Source organism: Mycolicibacter senuensis (assembly GCF_002101885.1).
Classification (GTDB): domain Bacteria; phylum Actinomycetota; class Actinomycetes; order Mycobacteriales; family Mycobacteriaceae; genus Mycobacterium; species Mycobacterium senuense.
Genome location: NZ_LQPS01000042.1, coordinates 1 through 22044 on the forward strand (window position 1 = coordinate 1; position 22044 = coordinate 22044).

9 protein-coding genes and 2 pseudogenes are annotated in these 22044 nt (G+C 70.5%); 2 read left to right on the top strand and 9 right to left on the bottom strand.

Annotated elements, in window-relative coordinates; translation table 11 throughout:
* Positions 1-339 (top strand): annotated as a pseudogene (locus AWC24_RS14240) (HNH endonuclease); the annotation flags it as partial.
* A 28-nt stretch (positions 340-367) separates the two neighbouring features.
* Here AWC24_RS14240 and AWC24_RS14245 read toward each other — a convergent pair.
* The 9 genes from AWC24_RS14245 to AWC24_RS14285 form a co-directional block, all read right to left on the bottom strand.
* Entirely contained in the window at positions 368-1360 is a 993-nt protein-coding gene (locus tag AWC24_RS14245; RefSeq protein WP_085085972.1) for an NAD-dependent epimerase/dehydratase family protein, read from the bottom strand.
* 4 nt (positions 1361-1364) lie between these two features.
* On the bottom strand, positions 1365-6767 hold the full coding sequence (locus tag AWC24_RS14250) for a non-ribosomal peptide synthetase (RefSeq protein ID WP_085085974.1): 5403 nt from the start codon (positions 6765-6767) through the stop codon (positions 1365-1367).
* Positions 6764-13939, bottom strand: a complete 7176-nt coding sequence (locus AWC24_RS14255; RefSeq protein WP_085085976.1) for a type I polyketide synthase — start codon at positions 13937-13939, stop codon at positions 6764-6766. Before AWC24_RS14255 ends, AWC24_RS14250 begins: the two co-directional genes overlap by 4 nt.
* Before the next feature lie 172 nt (positions 13940-14111).
* Entirely contained in the window at positions 14112-14795 is a 684-nt protein-coding gene (regX, locus tag AWC24_RS14260) for a two-component sensory transduction protein RegX (protein WP_013827421.1), read from the bottom strand.
* Between the two features lie 40 nt (positions 14796-14835).
* The gene (locus AWC24_RS14265; RefSeq protein WP_085085986.1) at positions 14836-15966 is read right to left on the bottom strand and encodes a sensor histidine kinase; all 1131 of its coding nucleotides are present in this window, start codon (positions 15964-15966) and stop codon (positions 14836-14838) included.
* Between the two features lie 183 nt (positions 15967-16149).
* The gene (locus AWC24_RS14270; protein WP_085085978.1) at positions 16150-16899 is read right to left on the bottom strand and encodes a phosphoglyceromutase; all 750 of its coding nucleotides are present in this window, start codon (positions 16897-16899) and stop codon (positions 16150-16152) included.
* 28 nt (positions 16900-16927) lie between these two features.
* A complete protein-coding gene (locus tag AWC24_RS14275; protein WP_085085980.1) occupies positions 16928-17479 on the bottom strand; it encodes a type III secretion system chaperone family protein in 552 nt (183 codons plus the stop codon).
* Positions 17476-18804 carry a D-inositol-3-phosphate glycosyltransferase gene (mshA, locus tag AWC24_RS14280; protein ID WP_109560483.1) on the bottom strand — a complete coding sequence of 443 codons (1329 nt, stop codon included), beginning with the start codon at positions 18802-18804 and terminating at the stop codon, positions 17476-17478. Before mshA ends, AWC24_RS14275 begins: the two co-directional genes overlap by 4 nt.
* A 22-nt stretch (positions 18805-18826) precedes the next feature.
* On the bottom strand, positions 18827-20095 hold the full coding sequence (locus AWC24_RS14285) for an ROK family protein (protein ID WP_085085984.1): 1269 nt from the start codon (positions 20093-20095) through the stop codon (positions 18827-18829).
* 406 nt (positions 20096-20501) lie between these two features.
* On the opposite strand from AWC24_RS14285, the pseudogene AWC24_RS22530 reads away from it, so the two are divergent.
* Positions 20502-22044: pseudogene (locus AWC24_RS22530) on the top strand (hypothetical protein); the annotation flags it as partial.

Here is a 22044-nt window from a genome sequence, read left to right on the forward strand (position 1 = left end):
TGCGCGCCGGATAACCGGATGGCCAGCGAACAGGGCTGGACCACCCGACTCGGCGAATCCGGCCGGGTCCAATGGATCCCGCCGCCGAAACTTGACCACGGCCAACCCCGGGTCAACCCCTTCCACTTCATCGAAGCCGTCATCGACTACCACCGTCGACCGCCGCCCGAGGAGCTGCCACCGCCCGACGCCGACTGGCCGTGGCCCGACGACCCGGTTCGCGATGATCCATTGTTCGACGACCCACTGTTCGACGAGGCCAGCTACGAAGCCGTTCCCGTCGAGGGCCCCGACCAACGACATGTCTGCACCCACGACGACTGGGCAAAAGCCGGGTGACAGCCGCTGCCACCGGCAGGACGTTGGGTCAGCGGTCCAGATAACCGTTGTCGCGGTACCACTCGTATCCGGCCCGCAGCGCAGTGGCGAACGGGGTGAACGGCACGCCCAATTCCTGGCGGGACTTGCTGGCGTCGGCGAAGATGTCCGCAGTAGACAGCCTCATCTGGCGGGCATCGATCGGCAGCCGCGGCCCGACGACGGCGCGGGCCACGCTGACACCCGCAGCCGCCACCGGGATGAACCAGCGCGGCAGCATGACCGACGGTGGCCGCCGACCGAAGAGTTCGTTGGCGTGCGTGAACGCCGCACGGAAGGACAGGTTCTCACCGCCCAGGATGTAGCGTTCCCCGATCCGGCCCCGCTCGGCAGCCGCGATGTGGCCGGCCACCACGTCGTCGACCGAGACGAAGTTGGTGCCACCGGGGGCGGCGAACCACAACCGGCCGTTCTTCGCTTCGACCAGCATCGCGCTGGCGATGCGGTTGACGTCGCGGGGCCCGATGACCGCCGACGGGTTGACGACCACCACCGGCAGGCCGGCCGCAGCCGCCTTGCGCAGCTCGGCCTCGGCGAGGTGCTTGCTGTGCGCGTACGGGAACTGCCTCGGGCGGATGTTGAATTCGTCGGTCTCGACCAACTCATGCCCCCGCGACGGAATACCCAGCGCGGCAAGTGAACTGGTATAGACGAACCGCTTGACTCCGGCCCGCGCTGCGGCAGCGGCCATGTCGCGGGTGCCGTCCACGTTGGTGCGGTACAGCCGGGTCTGGGTGCGGTGGCGCCAGTAATCCGAGATCGCGGCGGTGTGAAACACCCAGTCGCAGTCGGCCATCGCCTCGGCCAGCGCCTCGACGCCGTCGTTCACGTCGCCGACGCGGGTCTCGCACTCCAAGCCCTCCAGCGCGGCCATCGGCGAGGTGGATCGGCGCAGCACCCGCACCTGCATGCCCCGTTCGAGCAACGCGGCGACCAGGTTCGAGCCGACGAAACCGGTTCCCCCGGTGACGAATGCGCGCATCAGATCAGAACCGGTAGGTCGTGCAGCCGACCTCGACACCGGAGCCGGCGGCCATGATCAACGCGATATCGCCCGGCTTGACCAGCCCACGTTGCCGCGCGTCGGCGATCTGGTAGGGCAGTGTCGAGGTGAACGGGTCACTGGTCCAGCCCTGCGCCTCCAGGTCGACGAACCGGGACCGATCCACCCCGATACCGGCCGCGAGTTCGTCGAGGGCGGCGCCCGGAAGATACGGCGGCAACACCAGGGCGATGTCCTCGGGCTCCAGGCTCTCCAATGTCAGCAACTCCTTGACCGCCGCGGGCAGGCAGCTCGCGTAGATGGCGGCCAGGTTCGGATCGCGGTCGACTCGCAGCCACATCCGGCCGTCGCGCTCCTGGGTGTGGGTCCGCAGTGCGCCCCGGTACTCGGGGTAGTGGCCGAAGACGAACCGCCCGAAGCCCTCCGGACCGGCACTGGGGCTCAACATGATCGCCGACCCGGTCTCGGTGATGCCGGCGCGCGGGTAGCCGCTCTGCGGGGTGTTGTTCTCCACCTCGGAGGCCAACACCATGGCGTGGCCGGTCCGGCCGGCGCCGACCATGCCGGCCGCGACGTGGCAGCCGTTGAGGAAACCGACTGCGCCGTTGAGGATGTCGAACGCAAACGTCTTCGGCGCGTCCGCGGACTCGGGTTCGGCGTTGATCCCGACCTCGCCGGCGACCAGGGTGGCCACGGCCGGTTCACTCAAGAAGTCATCCCGATAGATACCGGTGTGGATGACCAGTCCGACGTCGGTCCGCTCGACACCGCTGTCGTCCAAGCAGGCGGCCGCGGCATCGACGGCGAACTGGATCGAACTGAGGGAAGCCTCCGAAGCCGGTGCTATCCCGATCCCATCGATACGCACCCGCGGCGTCGCCGGCAGCTCCCGGCGGCCCGACCGGGTGCCGCGGGCGGACTGCCTGGCCTGGCCGTTGCCGGCGCGGCGCATCCGGTCGGGCAGGTCGTCGAAGGTGTAGAGCCCGGTGCCGATGGTCTGTCCGGAGCCGGTGATGGACAGCACCACATTGTCCCCGGAGTTGATCCGGCCCGCGTAGATGTAGTCATACAGCGCGACGAAATGTGTGGTGGTGGCGGTATTTCCACGTTCTGCGAGGTTGCAGATGGTGTTGGCCCGGCTGGCGGCACCGGCACCGAACACCCGGTTGATGGTCAGGATCGCGTCGTTGATCGACGCCTCGGAGGTCTGGTGCATCAGCAGCTGGTCGGCCGTCTCGGGACGCCAGCCGTGCCGCTGCATCACCGCGGCGACGTAGGGCACCGAGTGCTTCACAGCGATCGCGGTCTGGGTGACCGAGTCGGTGACCATGATGGCACCGCCGTGCGGTCCCTCGGTGGCCTTGGCGATGCACAGTTTGGCGAACTCGCTGTAGGTGGCCAGGTCCAGATCGTGGAAGCCGACCCGGTCGCCTGCCCCGAGTTCGAGTACCGCCGCCGCCCCGGCGTCGCCGACCGTCAGGCAGGCCAGCCGCGGGTCCATCGCGCCCTCGATCTCCTGCTGCGCGGTCTCGGTGATGTGGCTGATGTATTCGCCGCTGAACACCAGCGCGTTGCGCACCAGACCGGTCTTGAGGAAGTCTTGGGCCACGCTGACACCGGTGAACATGCCCGCGCAGGCGTTGTTGATGTCGAAACACACCGCGTTGGACAGGCCCAGTTCGTCACGCAGTTGCGAGGCGGTGCTGGGCTCGAAGGTGAACATGTGCTCGGGGCCGTCGCAGCGGGAGATGTTGCAGGCGATGACCAGGTCGATCTCTTCGGGAGCGTAGCTCGACCGGGACAGACAGTCGGCGATCGCCTTGCGGCCCAAGTCGATGGAGAACTCGTCGACGCCGGCCATCCGCCGGTTCTTGATGCCGGTGAGACGCTCCAACGGGATCTTCACCTCGTTGACGCAGTCGGCGAGCACCTGCTCGGTGGAGACCGCCCGCGGCGGCAGGTACACGCCGAGGCTTTCGATGACGATGTTGCGGGACGGGCCGGCCTGCACCGTTCTCACCGGAGCGGCAACGGGTTCCGGCGGTGCGGAAGTCTCCTGAACGGCCGAGGCGACCGGCTCAGGCGGCCGTCGTGCTGCGGTGTCGCCGCCGACCGGGCCGAACTCGGCGGCCAGCTCGGCAATGGTGCCGTAGACGAACATCGACTCCGGGCGCAGCTCCATGCCGAGCTCACCCACCCGCACCGCGACCTCCAGGGCCTGGGTGGAAGCTCCGCCGAGCGCGAAGAAGTCGTCGGTGACGCCGACCCGCTCCACGTCGAGCACCTCGCGCCAGATCGTCGCCAGTGCCTCCTCGGTGGCATCGCGCGGTGCCACGAACTCCCGCGGTGCGGCGTCGAGGTCGGCATCGACGGCCGACAGGGCCCGCCGATCCACCTTCCCGCTGGGCGACAGCGGCAACAGGTCGGTGGCGCGAAACACCGCGGGCACCATCGCCGCGGGAACCAGTTCCAGCAGGAACCGGCGCAGGTCCGCGGTGCCCGGCAGCGCCGCGACCGGTACGACATGCGCGATCAGTTGGGTGTTGCCGAAGCTGTCGCTGCGTGCCACGACCGCGCATTCGGCGATGCCCGGGTGGTTGCCCAGTGCGGCCTCCACCTCACCGAGCTCGATCCGGAAGCCGTTGATCTTCACCTGGTCGTCGCGCCGGCCCAGGTATTCGATGTTGCCGTCCGGCCGGTACCGGGCCAGGTCGCCGGTGCGGTAGAGCAACGCGCCCGGGACCGTGCTGAACGGGTCGTCGCCGAATGCTGCGGCGGTGGCCTCCGGCCGGTTCAGGTAGCCGCGCGCCACACCGACGCCGCCGATGTACAGTTCCCCGGCCACACCCACCGGAACCGGGTTGCCCACCGCGTCGAGCAGGTGGATGGCGATGTTGGCGATCGGCCGCCCGATCGGAATGATCGGTTCGGAAACACCGCGCATGCAATGGAAGTGCGTGACGTCGATGGCGGCCTCGGTCGGACCGTAAAGGTTGTACAACTCGGCCGGGAGCGCGGCGAAGAAACTGTCGCGCAGGTCAGCCGTGAGTGCCTCACCGCTGCAGAACACCTGCCGCAGGCCGGTGCAGGATGCGACCTCGGGCTCCGCCAGGAAGCGGCGCAGCATCGAGGGAACGAAATGCATCGTGGTGACCTGCTGTTCGGCGATGGTGCGCGCCAGGTAGCCGGCGTCCTTGTGGCCCTCCGGTTTGGCGATCACCACCCGGGCGCCGACGATCAACGGCCAGAAGATCTCCCAGACGAACGGGTCGAAGTTGATCGGGGTCTTGTGCAGCACCCGGTCCTCCGCGGTCAGCGGAAAGGCGTCCTGCATCCACAGCAGCCGGTTGCGGATACCGGCGTGACTGTTCAACGCCCCCTTGGGCGTACCGGTGGAACCGGAGGTGTACATCAGGTAGGCCAGCTCGGTCGCGGTCACCTCGGGCGCGGAATCCGCCTCGGCGGGCGCTGCGGACGGCTGGTCGAGACAGAGCCGGGCGCCGGTGAAATCTGTTGGCACATGGGTTAAATGCTCGCGGTGGGTGACACAGACCGGCGCGTCCGGAACGTCGGCCAGCATCGCTTCCATCCGCCGGGCGGGCTGGGCGGGATCCAGCGGCAGGAAGACACCGCCGGCCTTGAGCACGCCCAACAGGGCGATCACCAGATCTTCGGAGCGTTCCAGCAGCACCGGCACCACGTCGTTGCCGGTGCCGACACCGAACCGGCGCAACCGGTGTGCCAGCCCGTTGGCCCGCCGCTCCAGCTCGGCGTAGCTCAGCTCCCGGCCCTCGTAGCTCACCGCCACGGCATCGGGTGTGTGTGCGGCAGCGGCGGCGACCATCTCGTGCAGGCCGGCCGGGGCCGGGTAGTCGACGGCGGTGTCGTTCCAGGACTGCAGCCGGGTCCGCTCGGCGTCGGTGAGCAGCGGCAGCTGCGACACCGCGGCGTCCGCGGCGCCCGGCTGCGCCAGCCCGGTCAGCAGCACGGTGAAGTGCTGCGCCATCGCCGCCATGGTCGCGGCGTCGAACAGGTCGGTGTTGTACTGCAGCGCCAGCTGCAGCTGGTCCTCGTGTTCGCCGACCTGCATGGTGATGTCGAACGGCGAGCCGCCCTGGCCGATGTGCAGGGTTTCCAGGGCCAGCCCATCGGCGTCACCGGACCCGCCGGTGCCGACCGCCGCGTTCGCGGGGTTGTCTTCGAACAGCCGGACCTGCTGCCAGGCGAACGACACCTGGAACAACGGGGTACGCCCGGCGTCGCGCACCGGCCGGAGCCGCTCGACGAGCAACGGCAGCGGATACTCCTGGTGTGCGATCGCGCCCAGCACGGTGTCTTTGACCTGGCCCAGCAGCGCAGCGAAACTCGGGTCCTCGCTCACGTCGACGCGCAACGGCAGCGGGTTGGTGACATAGCCGACCATGCCCATCAACCCGGCCCGGTCGCGGCAGGCGAACGGCGAGCCGATGATCAGGTCGTCCTGGCCGCTGTAGCGGTGCAGCAGCACCGCGTAGGCGGCCAACAGCGTCATGTAGGGCGTCGCGCCGACGGTCCGCGCCACCTGCTTGAGTCCGGCCGTCACCTGCGCGTCGACGCTGAATCGGTGCAGCGCACCGGCGTAGGTCTGCACCGCCGGGCGCGGCCGGTCGGTCGGCAGCGCCAGCGTCGGCAGCTCACCGCTGAGCACCTCGCGCCAGTAGTCCCACAGCCGTTCACCGTCGGGCCCGCGCAGCATGCGGTTCTGCTGCGTGGCGTAGTCGACATACCGGTCGGCCGGCGGCCCCGGCGGCGTGGCAGCGGGGGCGCCGCGCTCGGCGGCGTACAACGCTCGCAGTTCGTCGAGGATGACGTCGATGGACCAGAAGTCGACGGCGATGTGGTGCACGGTCAACAGCAGCACGTGATCCGAGCCGCCACCTCCGACGGCGCGCTCCAGCAGGGTCAGCCGCAGCATCGGCCCGTTACGCAGATCGAACGGCCGGTCGGTCTCGGTCTGGATCCACTCCTGCAGCTCTGCCGGGTCCGCACCGATGCGCTGGGTGGTGATCCGCACCGGCCAATGCGCGTGGACGAGGCCGATCGGCTGGCCGTCACGCTCGGCGTAGGTGGTGCGCAGCATCGGATGCCGGTCCACCAACGCCTGGGCGGCCCGCTCCAGGGCCGGCACGTCGAGACCGGCGGCGATGCGTCCGGCGTAGGCGACGGTGTAGGCGGCACTGTCGGGTGCGAGCCGGTGGACGAACCACATCGACCGCTGACCGTAGGACAGCTCGTGTTCGGATGTCTTCTGCTGCGCTTTGGCCGTCAGCAACGCCGCCAGCAGTTCGCGCTTCTTCTCCGGTGACAGGCTGGAGATGTCGATGGGCCCGTCGGGTCCGTTCGTCACGGGTTACCCCCGTCCTGGGCGTGCTCGCCGTCGGCGATCATCTTCGCCAGCAACGCATCCACCGCCTCGTCGGAGAGGTCGGAAACCTGTGCGAGCACGTCCGACTCCGGGGTCGGCAGCGCGACGTCGGGCGCCGCGCCGGTGCCGGGGACCGGGATCCGCTCGGCGTGTTCGCCGGCGGCCAACTGCTCGCTGAGCCAGCCGGCCAGGCTGTCCACACTGGGGCCGTCCAGCAGGCGGGCGACCGGCACCACGATGCCGAGTTCCCGCTCCACCTGGATGCGCAGTTCCAGGGTAATCAGCGAGTCCACCCCGAGATTGTTCAGCGGCGCCGTGACATCCAGGCCCGACGGGGCCAGGCCCAGCTTGCCGGCGACCAGGTCACGCAGGTAGGTCTCCAGCAGCTGCTGACGTTGCGCCGGGTCGGCGGCCTGCACCGCCTCGAACAGGCCGCTTGCGGCGGCCGCGCCGCCCGGTCCGGCCGGCACCGCCGCCTGCAGGTCGCGCAGCAGCGGTGACTGCGCGCTGGGGCGCCACCGCGCCCAGTCGATGTCGAGCACCAAGACCTGGGTCGCTTGGGAAGCCGGGCCGGCCAGCAGCGCCGCCAGTGCGGCGAAGTAAGCCTCCGCCGACATGCCTTCGACGCCGTAGTGCGAGAAGTGCCGGTGCAACTCGGAGTTGGTGAACATGCCCAACCCGGCCCACGGGCCGAAGTTGACGCTGAGCGCCGGGCGGCCGGCCGCCCGGCGGTGCCAGGCGAGCGCGTCCAGGAAGGCGTTCGCGGCCCCGTAGTTGGCGGCCCCGGGCGAACCCAGCACCGAGGCGGCCGAGGAGAACAGCACGAAGAAGTCCAGCTCCGCATCGGCGGTCAGGGTGTGCAGGTTCCAGGCGCCCTGAACCTTCGGCGCCATCACCGCGCGCAGCTTCGCGGCGTCGAGGCGCGCCAGGATGGCGTCGTCGACGGTGCCGGCCGCGTGCACCACGCCGCGCAGCGGCGGCATCGCCGTACCGATGGTGGCCAGGGCCGCCGCGACGTCACCGGACTTGGTGACGTCACCCTGGGCGACCGTCACCTCGGCGCCCGCGGCCCGCAGCGCGTCCAGCGTCGCCTGGGCCGTTGCCGACGGCGCGCTGCGGCCCATCAGGACAAGGTGGCGGGCACCGCGCTCGACCAGCCACGCGGCGATCTTGCCGCCGACCGCGCCGAGGCCGCCGGTGATCAGATAGCTGGCGTCCGCACGCGCGGCGAACTCGCCGGACTGTTCGGACAGCGCCGCCGGGTTCTCCAAGGGCTCCAGCCGTGCCACGTAGCGGCGGTGGCCGCGCAGCGCCACGTCGGTTTCGGTGTTGTCCGACCAGATCTCGCTGAACAGGCCGCGCAGTTCTTCGGTGCCGCCGTCGGCCGACAGGTCGACGCCGGTGGCGCGCAGTTCCGGATGTTCGTGATCGATGCTGCGGGCCAGCCCCCAGACCGGTGCCTGCGCGACCGCCGGCGCGGCCGGCCCGGACTCTTCCCAGCCGGCCGGTTGCGCACCACGGGTCACCAGCCACAGCCTCGGCGAGTCCGGCCAGCCCGACAGGGTCAGGGCCTGGATCAGGTGGACCACGCTCAGCGACCCGACGGTGGTCGCGGTGTCCAGCGACTCTGCGTCGGCGCCGGCGCTCAGCAGGTTCCACAAGTGCACCACGCCTCGGCACGGCGGCCGGTCGCCGCCGAACGCCGCGCGCAGCAACTCACCGAAGTGTTCGGGTTTGTCCGGGTCGATGCGATAGCTGTCCGCGCTCACACGTTCGATCTCGGCGAGCCCGACGACCGCTTCCACCAGCACGCAGGACTGGGACTGCGCCTCCAGGTGGTCCCGCAGCGTGTCGGCCACCGGGCCGTCGGACAGGATCAGCCAACTGCCGGGTTCGGACGCCCGGCCTTCCGGCCGGCCTTCAGACCGGCCTGAGCCGTCGGCGACGATCGACTCGGGCTGCCAGCGCAGCGCATAGCTGCGGTCGCGCGGATCTGCGGGGGCGGCGATGACGACCGGCTCCCCGCTCTGGCCGGCCACGAGGGTGCCGGTGGCCAGCAGCGACCAGTCCGCACCGGCTGCGCTGGCATAACACTCGAACGCGTCACCGGTCAGCGCGAACTGCACCGTGTCCGCCGCGGCAGGACCGCCACGCAGGCTCAGCTCGCCGACCGATCGGCTGCCCGGACCGAACGCCAGTTCGGCTGCCTTGCAGGCCAGTTCACCCAGTTGCTCGGTCGACAGCGCACCGGTGGTGACGTCGACCTCGACCAACACCGTTCCGGGCTGAGCGGCCGATCGGATGGGGCCACGCCACCCGCCGCCCGGGCCTGCGGCGCCGCCGTGGCGGGGCGCGGCGATGGAGCCGGCGTCCAGCCAGGTGTGCACGCGCTGCCAGGGGTAGGTGGGCGCGGGGACGCAGTGGCTGCCCTCGGGGTAGATCTGCGGCCAGGCCACCGGGTGTCCCCGGGTGTAGAGGGTGCCCAGCGAGCCGAGCATGGTCGAGCGGCCCTCGTCGTCGCGGCGCATCGAAGGCAGCAGCGTGGCGCTGCGATGGAGGTTCTCGGCGTCCTCGCGGGCCCCCGTCAGCAGGATGGGGTGCGGGCTGAGTTCGACGAAGGTGTCGTGCCCGGTCTCCAGCAGCCGTCGCAGCGCCGGGGAGAACCGCACCGGCGAACACAGGTTGGACACCCAGTAGTCGGCGTCCAGCAGCTGCTCGCCCACCAGTTCCCCGGTGACCGTGGAGTACATCGGCACCGTCGGCGCGGTTGGCTTCAGCTTGACCAGGCTGCCGCGCAGGCCCGCTCCGAGGGCCTCCATCTGCGGGCTGTGGGAGGCCACGTCGACCTCGATCCACCGGCAGAACCGGTCCCGCTTGGCCAGTTTGCCCATCAGCTCTTCCAGCACCGCGCGCTCACCGGCGAGCACCGTCGACCGGTGGCTGTTGCTGGCGGCGACCGCCACCTCGCGCTCATGACCGGCGATGAGCTCCTGCGCCTCGGCCATGGTGGTCTCGGTGACCATCATCGCGCCGCGGCCGCGCACTCCCCGCAGCATCCGGGCCCGCGCGCAGATCACCCGCGCGGCATCATCCAGGCTCAGCGCTCCCGCGACGTGGGCGGCCGCCACCTCGCCGAGGCTGTGGCCGACCACCGCGGCGGGTTCGACTCCCCAGGACCGCCACAGCGCGGCGAGCGCCACCTGGATCGCGAAGATCGTGGGCTGCAGGATGCCGATGTCGGACAGCTTGGACTTGTCCTCGTCGCGGGCCAGCTCCTTGAGGATCGAGTGCCCCAGGTGCGGGTGCAGCGCAGTGTCGCAGGCGGCCAGCGCATCGGCGAACACCGGTTCGTCGGCCTGCAACCGCTGCGCCATGCCGTGCCACTGCGAGCCCTGCCCGGAGAAGACGAATGTCACGCCCGGCCCGGGCCGGCCCGGCGAGCAGTGCCCGACCGACAGCCCCGGACGGGATTCACCCAGCCGGTAGGCCGACAGCGACTCGAACAGCGCCGCCGGTGAGTCGCCGACCACCGCCAGCCGGTAGTCGTGGTGGCCGCGGCGCGCGCCGGCGGTGTAGCAGAGATCGGCCAGCGCGCCGCCCCCGACAATGGTCGCCCCGAGACCGCTAGAAAATAACGCCATCTCGTACTCGCCGACCAGCGCGCTCAACGCCTCCGGCGACCGGGCGGACAGCGCCAGCAACTCGGCGCGCGGCGCCGCGGACTCGTCGCGATAGCCGCTGCGGACCTGCGGGGCCTCGGTGAGCACTACGTGGGCGTTGGTGCCGCCGAACCCGAAGGAACTGACCCCGGCCACCGCGCGGCTGCCAGCCGGCCACGGGGTCAGGGTCTGCACCACCTCCAACGGCAGGCTCTCGAACAGGATGTGCGGGTTCGGTTCGGTGTAGTTCAGGCTGGCCGGGATGGCCCGCTGCTGCAGCGACAACGCCACCTTGATCAGGCCGGCGATACCGGCGGCCGCCTCCAGGTGGCCGATGTTGGTCTTGACCGAGCCCACCAGGCAGCGGCTGCTCTCCGGCCGGCCCTCGGCCAGCACGGTGCCCAGGGCATTGGCCTCGATGGCGTCGCCGATGGCCGTTCCGGTGCCGTGCGCCTCGATGTACTGCACGGCGCCGGCCGGGAGGCCCGCCCGGTGGAACGCCTCGGTGAGCACACGCTCCTGCGCCCGCCCGCTGGGGGCGATCAGGCCGTTGGTCCGGCCGTCGGAGTTGGTGGCGCTGCCGCGGATCACCGCGTAGACCGGGTCGTTGTCCTCCAGCGCCTGGCGCAGCGGCTTGAGCACCACCACCCCGGCACCCTCACCGCGGACATACCCGTCGGCGTCGGCGTCGAACGTCTTGCACCGGCCGTCGGGGGCCATCACCCGGGCCTTGGAAAAGTTGATCGCCAGCGCCGGCGACAGGATCACGTTCACCCCGGCGGCGAGCGCCATGTTGCACTCGCCGTCGCGCAGGCTGCGGCACGCCAGGTCGACGGCCACCAGCGACGACGAGCACGCGGTGTCCACCGACAGGCTCGGGCCGTGGAAGTCGAACGTGTAGGACAACCGGTTGGCGGCGATGCTCAGCGCGTTGCCGGTGCCGGTGTAGGCGTCGACGAGCTGGGGCTGGCCCAGCCGCAGGAAGCCGTAGTCGTTGGTGGAGATGCCGACGAACACCCCGGTGCGGCTGCCGGCCAGGGCGTCGGGCACCTGACCGGCATCCTCCAGGGCTTCCCAGGCCACCTCGAGCAGCAGCCGCTGCTGCGGGTCCATCTGCGCCGACTCCCGCGGCGAGATCCCGAAGAACTGAAAGTCGAACTGGTCGACCTGGTCCAGGAACCCGCCCCGGCGGGTGACCGCGGTGCCCGGCACCGACGGATCCGGGTTGTAGAACGCGTCGACGTCCCAGCGGTCGGCCGGGACCTCACCGGTGGCGTCCACCCCGCCCGACAACAGCCGCCAGAAGGCCTCGGGTCCGTCGGCGCCCGGGAACCGGCAACCGATGCCGACGATCGCGATCGGCTCGTCGGCGGCGGGCCGTTCGGCGGGTTCGGGCTGCCGCGGGCCGGACTGCTCGTCCTTGGCCGGCGTATTCAAGCGGGCCAGGTGGTCCGAGAGGATGTCGATCGAGGGGTATTCGTAGGCGATGGTGGGGGCCAGCTCACAGCCCAGCCACTGCTCCAGGGCGGTCGAAAGCCGCACCGCGTGAATGGAATCCAGCCCATAGAACGCGAACGGTTTGGCCGGGTCGACCTCGGCGACCGACAACTCGAGGTCCTGGGCGAGCCGGTCGACGAGCCAGGCGCTGATCTCGGCGGCGCTGCGGGTTCCCGGCGTCTGCTGTGCTGCCTGCGCCGCCGGGGCCGGCACGGATGCGGGCGGCGGCCGGCGGGCACCGGACGGCCACTGCGCCACGACGGGCAACGCGCCGTCGAGGTACTGCTGCTTGCAGGAGCTGCGCTGAATCTTGCCGCTGGAGGTGGTCGGAAGCTGCAGCGGCTGCACCAGAACGACGGCGTAGGTGCGCACCGAGTGGTTCTCGGTCACCGCGGTGCGGATCGCCTGCATCGCCTCGTCGGCGGCGTCCGGACCGATCCGGGACGGGTCGACCTCCTGGACCACGACGAGCTGCTCGGCAGCGCCCGGCTCCGGGGCGATAGAGAACACCGCACCGCGGCCGCGCAGCAGCCCCGGGTCGGTGTCCTGCACGGTCAGCTCGATGTCGTTGGGGTAGTGGTTGGTACCCCGGATGATGATCAGGTCCTTGCGGCGACCGGTGACGAACAGCTCCCCCGAATGCAGGAAGCCCAGATCGCCGGTGCGCAGGAAGGGGCCCTCGCCGCTGTCGGACAGGGTCGCGGCGAACGTCTCCGCGGACAGCTCCGGAGCTCCCCAGTAGCCGTGCGCGACGCTGCCGCCGGCCACCCAGATCTCCCCGACCCGGTCGGCGGCGCATTCCCGGCGGGTCTCTGGATCGACGATGATCACCCGTTGGCCGCCGCGCGGCTTGCCACAACCCACCAGGGTCGCGACGTTGGGGTCGTCGACTTGGACGTCGATGACCCGGTTGTCGCCCAGGGCGACCCGGTCGATGTGCTGCACCATCGGCACCGGACGGTCCGAGCCGCCGGAGACCAGCAGGGTGCCCTCGGCCAGCCCGTATACCGGGTAGAACGACTCCTTCTTGAAGCCGGCCGGCGCGAACGCGTCGGTGAACGCGTCCAGGGTGGCGGTGCGCACCGGTTCGGCGCCGCACAGCGCCACCGTCCAATTGGACAGGTCCAGTGCAGCGCGCTCGGCAGGGCTGCTCAGCTCGACGCACATGTCGAAGGCGAAGTTCGGCGCCGCGGTGATCATGGCGTGATGGCGCGAGATCGCTTCCAGCCACCGCATCGGCCGTTTGATGAAGGCGGTCGGCGGCATCAGGATCGAATGGCCCCCGACGTACATGGTTGCCAGCAGCCCGCCGATCAGGCCCATGTCGTGGTAGGGCGGCAGCCAGAACACCCCGACCACGTGCGGCATGTCGGTGTTGGCGTTCCATGCTTCGGCGATGGTCGCCATGTTGTGCACCAGGTTCCCGTGGGTGAGCACCACGCCCTTGGGAGCACTGGTCGAGCCGGAGGTGTATTGCAGCATCGCGACGCTGTCGCCGTCGATCTGCGGCGGCACCCAGCCCGCCGCGTTGGTCGCGGCCGTGTCGTCGGTGATCGTCCACCGCAGCGCCTGCCCGCCGGGCAGCGCGTCGATCGCGGGCTTGATCTTCGGCTCGATCTCGGCGGTGGTGAGCGCGAAGCGGGGCTGGACGTCGCCGATGATCGACTCGACGCGCGGCAGGAGATGCTCACGCATCGGCGGGTGCACCGGGATCGCGATGGCGCCGGCGTACAGGCAGCCGAAGAAGCCGGCGATGAAATCCAGGCCGGGCGGGCACAGTACCAGCACCCGTTCCCCGGCGGCGCCCTGCGCCTGCAGGTCGACGGCGATCTGGCGGGCGCGCCGGTCGAATTCCCGGTAGGACGCCCGGCTGATCTCGTGCTCGTCGCCGTCACGGGAGAAGCTGAACGCCGGGGCATCGCCGCGCTGCTGGGCACGCTGCATCAGCAGGTCCACCAGAGTGCGGAGGGTGTGCACCGTGTCGTCCGGCCCGCTCATCGATCGCGTCTCCCGTATCGGCTAACGAAGATGGGTTCAAATTGGGCCCAAGGACTCCTTGAGGCAACCTTGATTAAGGTTACCTTAAGAAGCAGGACATCAATCTCGTGATTTTCGGTGACGACTACCGCACGAGCAAGTTAGGTCACCCATCCAGGTGACGGCGCGAAGCTCAGCCCTCCAGCTTGTACCCCAATCCCCGCACGGTAACCAAGTGCACCGGATTGGCCGGATCGGCCTCGATCTTGGACCGTAGTCGCTTGACGTGGACATCCAAGGTCTTGGTGTCGCCGACGTAGTCGGCACCCCAGACGCGGTCGATCAACTGGCCGCGGGTGAGCACCCGGCCGGTGTTGCGCATCAGGTATTCGAGCAGGTCGAACTCCTTGAGCGGCAAGGTGATCTGCTCGCCGTTGACCATGACGACGTGGCGTTCGACGTCCATGCGCACCGGGCCCGATTCCAGCACGCCCTCGCCGACACCGCCCTCGTCGTCGCCGCCGCGGCGCAGCACGGCCCGGATCCGCGCGATCAACTCGCGGGCCGAATACGGCTTGGTCACGTAGTCGTCGGCACCGAGTTCCAGCCCCACGACCTTGTCGATCTCGCTGTCGCGGGCAGTGACCATAATCACCGGCACGCTGGAGCGGGCCCGCAGTTGTTTGCAGACGTCGGTGCCCGACATCCCCGGAAGCATCAGGTCCAACAGCACGATGTCGGCGCCGGAGCGGTCGAACTCGGCCAACGCCGCCGTGCCGTCGGTGACCACGGTCGCCTCGAAGCCCTCCTTGCGTAACAGGAACGCCAGCGGATCGGCCAGCGACTCCTCGTCCTCAACGATCAAGACGTGCGTCATCGCCGCTGCTCCTCCCCTGGGTTACCGACGACGGGTGTGATCACTGCTCCTCCTTCTCTTGGTCCACACTGCCCTGGTAGGCGGGAATCGCCAAGGTGAACGTCGAACCGGTGCCCGGCTGGCTCCACAGCGAGATGGTGCCGTTGTGGTTGGCCGCCACGTGCTTGACGATGGCCAGACCGAGCCCGCTGCCGCCGGTGGCCCGCGACCGGGCCTTGTCGCCGCGGAAGAACCGTTCGAAGACGCGGTGCTGATCTTTGCGCGCGATGCCGATCCCGCGGTCGGTGACCGCGACCTCGACGAAGCCGTCGCGGCTGCGCCGGCTGATCGACACCGGTGCCCCGTGCGGGGAGTACGCGATGGCGTTGGACACCAGGTTGGCCAGCGCGGTGACCAGTAGCGGCTCATCGCCGAGCACCCGGAAGCCACTCGGGGCGTCGGTGGTGATGGTGATCTCCGCGTTGTCGGCCGCCACCTTGTGCCGGGAGATCGCCTCGTTCACCACACTGTCGACATCGACGGCGCCCAGGTCCGGCAGCGGGTCGGCCCCCTGCAGCCGGGACAGCTCGATCAGCTCACCGATCATGTTGGCCAACCGGTTCGCCTCCAGCAACACCTTCTCCGCGAACGGCCGTACCGCCTCGGGGTCGTCGGCAGAGGCCAGCAGTGCTTCGGCGAGCAACCCCATCGCGCCCACCGGGGTCTTGAGCTCATGGCTGACGTTGGCCACGAAGTCGCGCCGGCTGGCTTCCATCCGGGCCTGTTCGGATTGGTCGTCGACGATCACCACCGCGAACCGGCGATCCTCCTGGGACAGCAGCCGGGCGTAGCCGCGCACCGCCGGGAGTTCCGACCGGGTGGCCCCGGCCGCCCGCTTGTTGGCCGCCGACAGGTCGAAGTCGACCTCCTGCTCACCCTCCAATGCCAGCTGCGCGGCCTCCCACGCGTCGTCGTCGAGGAGCCTGCCGTGCACCAGCCCCAATTCAGCGGCCCGCTCGTTGAGATAGACGACATCGCGGTGACGGTCGACGACGACGATCCCCAACGAGGCGTGCGCCACGATCTGGCGCAGCATCTGCGAAACGGTGATCCCGGCTCGTTCGGTGGTGACCCGCCGGCGCCGCTCGGCGAACCGGGGCGAGAACCAAAAACCGGCCGCAAAGCCCGCCATGAGCGCCGGCAGTGCCGACGCAGCGGCGAGCGTCAGCGCCGAAGTCGCAGCCACGGCAAAATCGTACGCAGTCCGCGACCGACGGTTGGCCAACGATCGACCATGACGTGCGCCGAACGTGAATTCAGGGCGAAGATTTCACCGGGTTTCCACCCGGAATTCACGCTGGACGGGCCCGGCGCGCTATTTGGCGCCCTGGCTGGCCACCGCGGCCGCCCCGGCGGCGGCCGCCTCCGGGTCCAGGTAAACCCCGCCGGCCAGCTTCGGGCGCAGCTCGGAGTCCAGGTCATAACGCAGTGGGATACCCGTCGGGATGTTCAAACCCACCACGTCTTCATCCGACATTCCGTCGAGGTACTTCACCAGGGCCCGCAGCGAGTTGCCGTGTGCCGCGATCAGCACGGTCTTGCCCGAGCGCAGCTCCGGGATGATGACGTCGGTGTAGTAGGGCAGGAAACGCGCCACCACGTCGGCCAGGCATTCGGTCAGCGGGCCGCCGCCGATGTCGGCGTAGCGGGAGTCGGTGTCCTGGCTGTAGCGGCTGCCGGGCTCGATCGGCGGCGGCGGGGTGTTGTAGCTGCGCCGCCACGTCATGAACTGCTCGTCGCCGTAGCGGGCCTTGGTCGCGGCCTTGTCCAGGCCCTGCAGCGCGCCGTAGTGCCGTTCGTTGAGCCGCCAGGTGCGGTGCACGCCGATCCAGTGCCGGTCGGCGGCGTCCAGTGCCAGGTTGGCGGTGGTGATCGCGCGGCGCAGCAGCGAGGTGTAGACCACGTCGGGCAGCAGGTCGTGCTCGACGAGCAGGTGACCGGCGCGCACCGCTTCGGTGCGGCCCTTCTCGGTCAGGTTGACGTCCATCCACCCGGTGAACTGGTTGCTGGCGTTCCATTCGCTCTCGCCGTGGCGCAGCAGCACCAGCGTGGCAGTGTCAGACATGCCGGTCAGTGTCTCACGGGCCCCGGCGTCACTCGTCGTTGTCCTTGTCGTCGCCCGTGCCGTCATCCTTGTCGATCAAGTGCTCGAAGGCCCGCAGGTTCTTCAGCGACTGCCCGGTGGAGACCCGCCACTCCCACTCCTTCTGGATGGAGGAGGCGAATCCCAACTCCAGCAAGGTGTTGAAGTCGAAGTCGACGGCTTCGAGCACCTGCCCGAGCACCCGGTCGATCTCCTCGGCAGTCACCGTGGCCAGCGCCATCCGGCCTACCAGGTAGATGTCGCCGAGGTTGTCCAGCGTGTAGGCCACCCCGTAGAGCCGGCGGTTGCGCTTGAGCAGGAACCGGTAGACCCCGGCGTGGTTCTCGTCGGGCTTGCGGCAGACGAACGCCTCGACGCGCACGGAGTGCTCCCCGATGCTGAGGATGGTGTTGGTCTTGAGCTTGCGCTCGCCGGGCAGTTCGACGACCAGCCCGGGCAGCCCGCCGTGGGAGCCCGGCACCGGCGAATAGCTCAGCTCGGCCGCGGTCAGGGTCTCTTCGATGAGCCGGCGGACCTTGCCGGGGTTCAAGCCGGGGTTCATGCCCGCGCCCCCCGCCGCGCCGGCCAGCGCCGGGGCCGGCGTGCGGCACCGAGCACCCGCATGCGCTCACCGCGCGCCGCGGCGAAGTCTTCGATCGCGCTGGTGTAGCTGCCCAGCTGGGCGTCCACTGTGCGCTCCCAGGAGAACGTCGCCGCGTGGGCGACCGCGGCCCGGCGCATCGCCCAGCCGCGGGGCCCGGACCCCAGCCGCAGCAGTTCGCCGATCGTGCTCGACCACTGGCCGATGTCGTGTCCGGCGACCAGCGCGCCGGTGACGCCGTCGCGCACCGCCACCGGAAACCCGCCGACGGCCGCGGCCACCACCGGTGTCCCGCAGGCCTGCGCTTCCAGGGCCACCAGGCCGAAGGATTCGGAGTAGCTCGGCACCGCCACCAGATCGGCCGCCCGGAACAACGCGGCCAGATCCTCCCGGGACTGCGGCGGCAAGAACGTCACCCGGTCGCTGATACCCAGTTCCCCGGCCAGCCGAACCAGACCGCCGGGCGCGGCCAGCCCGCTGCTGCCCGACGGGCCGCCGGCCACCACCACGCGCACCCCGGGCAGTTCGGCGGCCGCCCGCAGCAGGATGTCGGGGGCCTTGAGCGGCTGGATGCGGCCGACGAAGGCCACGATCGGCTCGTCGGGCGACAGCCCCAGCGCGGCCCGGGCCTGCAGTTTGTCACCCGGGCGGAAGACCTCCAGGTCGACCCCGGGGTGGGCGACATCGATGCAGTCGGGGTCGGCGCGGTGCAGCGCGACGAGTTGGTCTGCTTCGTCCTCGGTGTTGACGATCAACCGGTCCGCCTCATCGACGACCTGTTGCTCGCCGATCGAGCGCATCGGCGGTTCGGGGCTGTCCCCGGCGGCCAGGGCCGCGTTCTTCACCCCGGCCAGGGTGTGTGCGGTGTGCACCAGCGGCACCGCCCAGCGGTCCGCGGCCAGCCAGCCGACCTGGCCGGAGAGCCAGTAGTGCGAATGCACCACGTCGTAGTAGCCCGGCTCGTGGGCGGCTTCGGCGCGCAGCACCCCGGCGGCGAAGGCGCACAGCTGGGTGGGCAGGTCGTTCTTGTCCAGGCCTTCGAACGGGCCGGCCACCACATTGCGCACCAGCACGCCGGGTGCGACATGGGCGACCGGCGGGTCGGCCGACGACGTGGCGCGGGTGAAGACCTCCACCTCGACCCCGCGGCGAGCCAGGTGCAGCGCGCTCTGCAACACATAGACGTTCATCCCGCCGGCATCGCCCGTGCCGGGTTGGGCCAGTGGCGAGGTGTGTACCGACAGCACCGCTACCCGGCGCACATCAGCTCCGAATCCACGCCCCACCCCGTCATCTTTACAGTTGCGCTCAGGCGGGCACTTCCGGGACCGCCGGGACGGCGGGTCCACGCGAGCGGCGCATCGCGCCGACCGGATCGGCGTACAGGCCGCCCAGCGACACGGTACCGGCGCCGGCTTCCTGAACCCGGTTGCCGAACGCGGTGACCCGGATGGTGCGTCCCGACAGCACCGATCGTTCCGCGAACGCCCGCTCCACCTCGGCCATGCCTTCCGGGTACTCGGTGAAACCCTGGCCCCCGACCACCAGGTCGTCCGGGTTGAGTACGTCGCGCAGCAGTGCCACGGCTTCGCCGAGCGCCCGGGCCCGCTCGGTCAGCAGCGCCCTCGCCCGCTCGTCACCGGCGCGCGCCTCCCGCACCAGGCCGGTGACCGCTGCCGACGCGGCGGCGTTGGCGCCGGGCAGGATCTGCAGCCGACGGGCCGCAGCCAGCACCGCCTCGTCACTGACGGTGGATTCCAGCTGCCCGGAGCCGCCGAGCAGGTCCGAGGACACCGGGAGCCCGGCGATGGTGCCCGGACCACTGGCCGGACTGTGCACCCGCCCACCGATCACCAGCGCGTAGCCGACCGTCTCGCGCGCGTAGACGTAGAGGCTGGTGGAGCTGTCCGCCACCGGGCGCCGCACCCCCAGCAGCAGTTCGGCGCCGGCCATCGCGTCGACGTGAGAGGCCACCGACACCGGCAACCGCAGTTCCTCGGCCAGCACCGGCCCGACCGGTGCGGCCGTCCAGCCCAGCCGCGGATGATCGACGTAGCCGGTGGTGCTGTCCACCGCCCCACCGGTCGCCACTCCGACCCACAGCGGCCGGCGCTTGCCCCAGCGGGTCAGATACCGGCGGGCGCTGGCGGCCAGTGACGCCAGCGCCGCCGCCGCGCCGTTGGCCGGGGTGGGGGTTTCGACGACGTCGAGGGTGCGGCCGAGCAGGTCGGTGGCCACGATGCTGGTCGTCTTGGCCCCGATGTGCAGCCCCAGCCCCAGGTACGGCTCATGGTTGACCACCACCGGCCGGCGCGGCCGGCCGATCGCCCCCGAGGTCGCCAGATCGGCGCGCTCGAGCAGCAGCCCGGCCTCCAGCAATGCGCTGACCTGGCGGTTGACGGTGGCGACGCTCAGTGAGGTGGCACCGGCGATGGCCTCACGAACGATCGGTCCGTGCTGGCGGACGACGGCGAAAACGGCGGCGCCGGCCGTCTCGGGCAACTGCAGCGATGGCGCCACCACGCGTGGATGCGAGCGGGGGCGGTGATGAGAAACAGAGGTGAGGGAGGTGCGCACGCTGTGGTCCTTGTCTACAAGAGTCCAAATGGGGCTTGGCTGCTGACCCGGCGAACTCTCCGTCAAGGAGCGCTATTCGCAGCGGGTCAAGCGCAGCAACATGCGCGGCGACAACAAGCGCCGTGAGCGAGGAGACGGACCGCTGTCAGATAGCGGGCGCTGCGGTACATAGCCGGAAAATGTATCACGGTCGCCGGCGGCGGTTCGACTGCGCCATTATTGACGGATTTGCAAATTCAGGCTTTTCCAGGCCTGATGTCGGCTACCTTGGGAGCGAATGTGATTTACATCATATTTCCGTGAAAGTGGTCTGCAAGGAGGCTCGGTAGAGATGACTGGCCGCCGCAACGTCGCGAGCACAACCCGTCGGGGCCGGGCCAGGGTCCGGCCGGTCAGACGCGTCGGCGTGGCTGCCGGTACGGCGGTGGGTGCGTTCTTGGCCTTGGGGATGTCCCCGTGGGCCACGCCTGCCGCGCAAGCCGATTCATTCGACGAAGTCATCGCCGCTGTCCTCGACAGCGTCGACAATGTCGCGGGGCTGATGGGCTTCGGATCGGGTATCGCCGAAGCCTCCTGGGATCTGGGCACGATGGCGGTGACCCCGCTGGCCGGCTTCGAGGAGACGGTTTCGCAGTGGGTTCAGGCGATCTGGCTGCCGCTGCACGACGGCATGCAGGCCTGGATCGCCGCCGATGACCCGATCCTTGCCGGCCTCAACCAGCTCAGCGAGGCGCTGGGCTTGGGGGCGATGATCGCCAACGGGGCTGACGGCACCTCAGCTCACCTGGATGGTTTAGATGGCGGCTGGCTGTTCGGTGACGGCGGCGCGGGCTACCACGGCGGGGTCGGCGACGGTGGCTACGCGGTTGGCGCCGGTGGGGCCGGTGGGCTGTTGGGCAACGGCGGTGACGGCGGACTGGGCGATCTCGATGTGGCCGGCGACGGCGGGGCCGGTGGCGACGGGGGCGCCGGTGGCTGGTTGATCGGCAACGGCGGTGACGGTGGCGCCGGTGCCGCCGGCGCATCCGGCGGGGACGGCGGTGACGGCGGTACCGGGGGCGCGGCCGGCTTCTTGTTCGGTAACGCCGGTGACGGTGGGGAGGGCGGGGCAGGTGGCGCCGGCTCGGCAGGCACCGCCGGGGTGATGGGCGCCGTTGGTGCCGCCGGCACCGATATCGGCGCTGCCGGCGGCAACGGCGGAGTCGGCGGCAACGGCGGGGCCGGCGGCAACGGCGAAGTCGGCGGCAAGGGCGGGGCCGGTGGCAACGGCGGGGCAGCCGGGTTGTTCGGCTCCGCCGGCGATGGCGGCAACGGCGGCGCCGGTGGAACCGGCGGCGACGGCGGCCTCGGCGGTACCGGCGGCACGGGCGGCGCCGGCTTGACGGTCATCGACCCGAGCATCAACGGCGGGCTCGGCGGCAACGGCGGCGCCGGCGGTAATGGCGCCGACGGCGGGGCCGGCGGCGACGGCGGGCTCGGTGGAGTCGGCGGCAAGGGCGGTGCGACCGGATTCTTCGGCCTGCAGGCGGCAGGTACCGACGGTGACGGCGGCGTTGGTGGCACCAGCGGCAATGGCGGCGCCGGCGGCAACGGTGGTGCCGGCGGTAGCGCCGGGGACGGTATTGCCGGCGGTGGAACCGGTGGCGACGGCGGGACCGGCGGGGACAGCGGCGCCGGCGGTCAGCTGCCGACCGGGTTCAGCGGCAACGGCGGGACCGGCGGCGCCGGCGGCAACGCCACCGGTGTCGGGGTCAGCGGTGACGGCGGCATGGGCGGGGCCGGCGGCAGCGGCGGGGCGGGTGGCGATATCGGCAACGGCGGGGCCGGCGGCAATGGCGGTGACGCGGCCACTGGTGCCGACGGCACCGACGGGAGCAATGCCGGCGCTGCGGGCACCGACGGTCACGGCGGCGGGACCGGCGGGGCGGGCGGGGCAGGCGGAGCAGGTC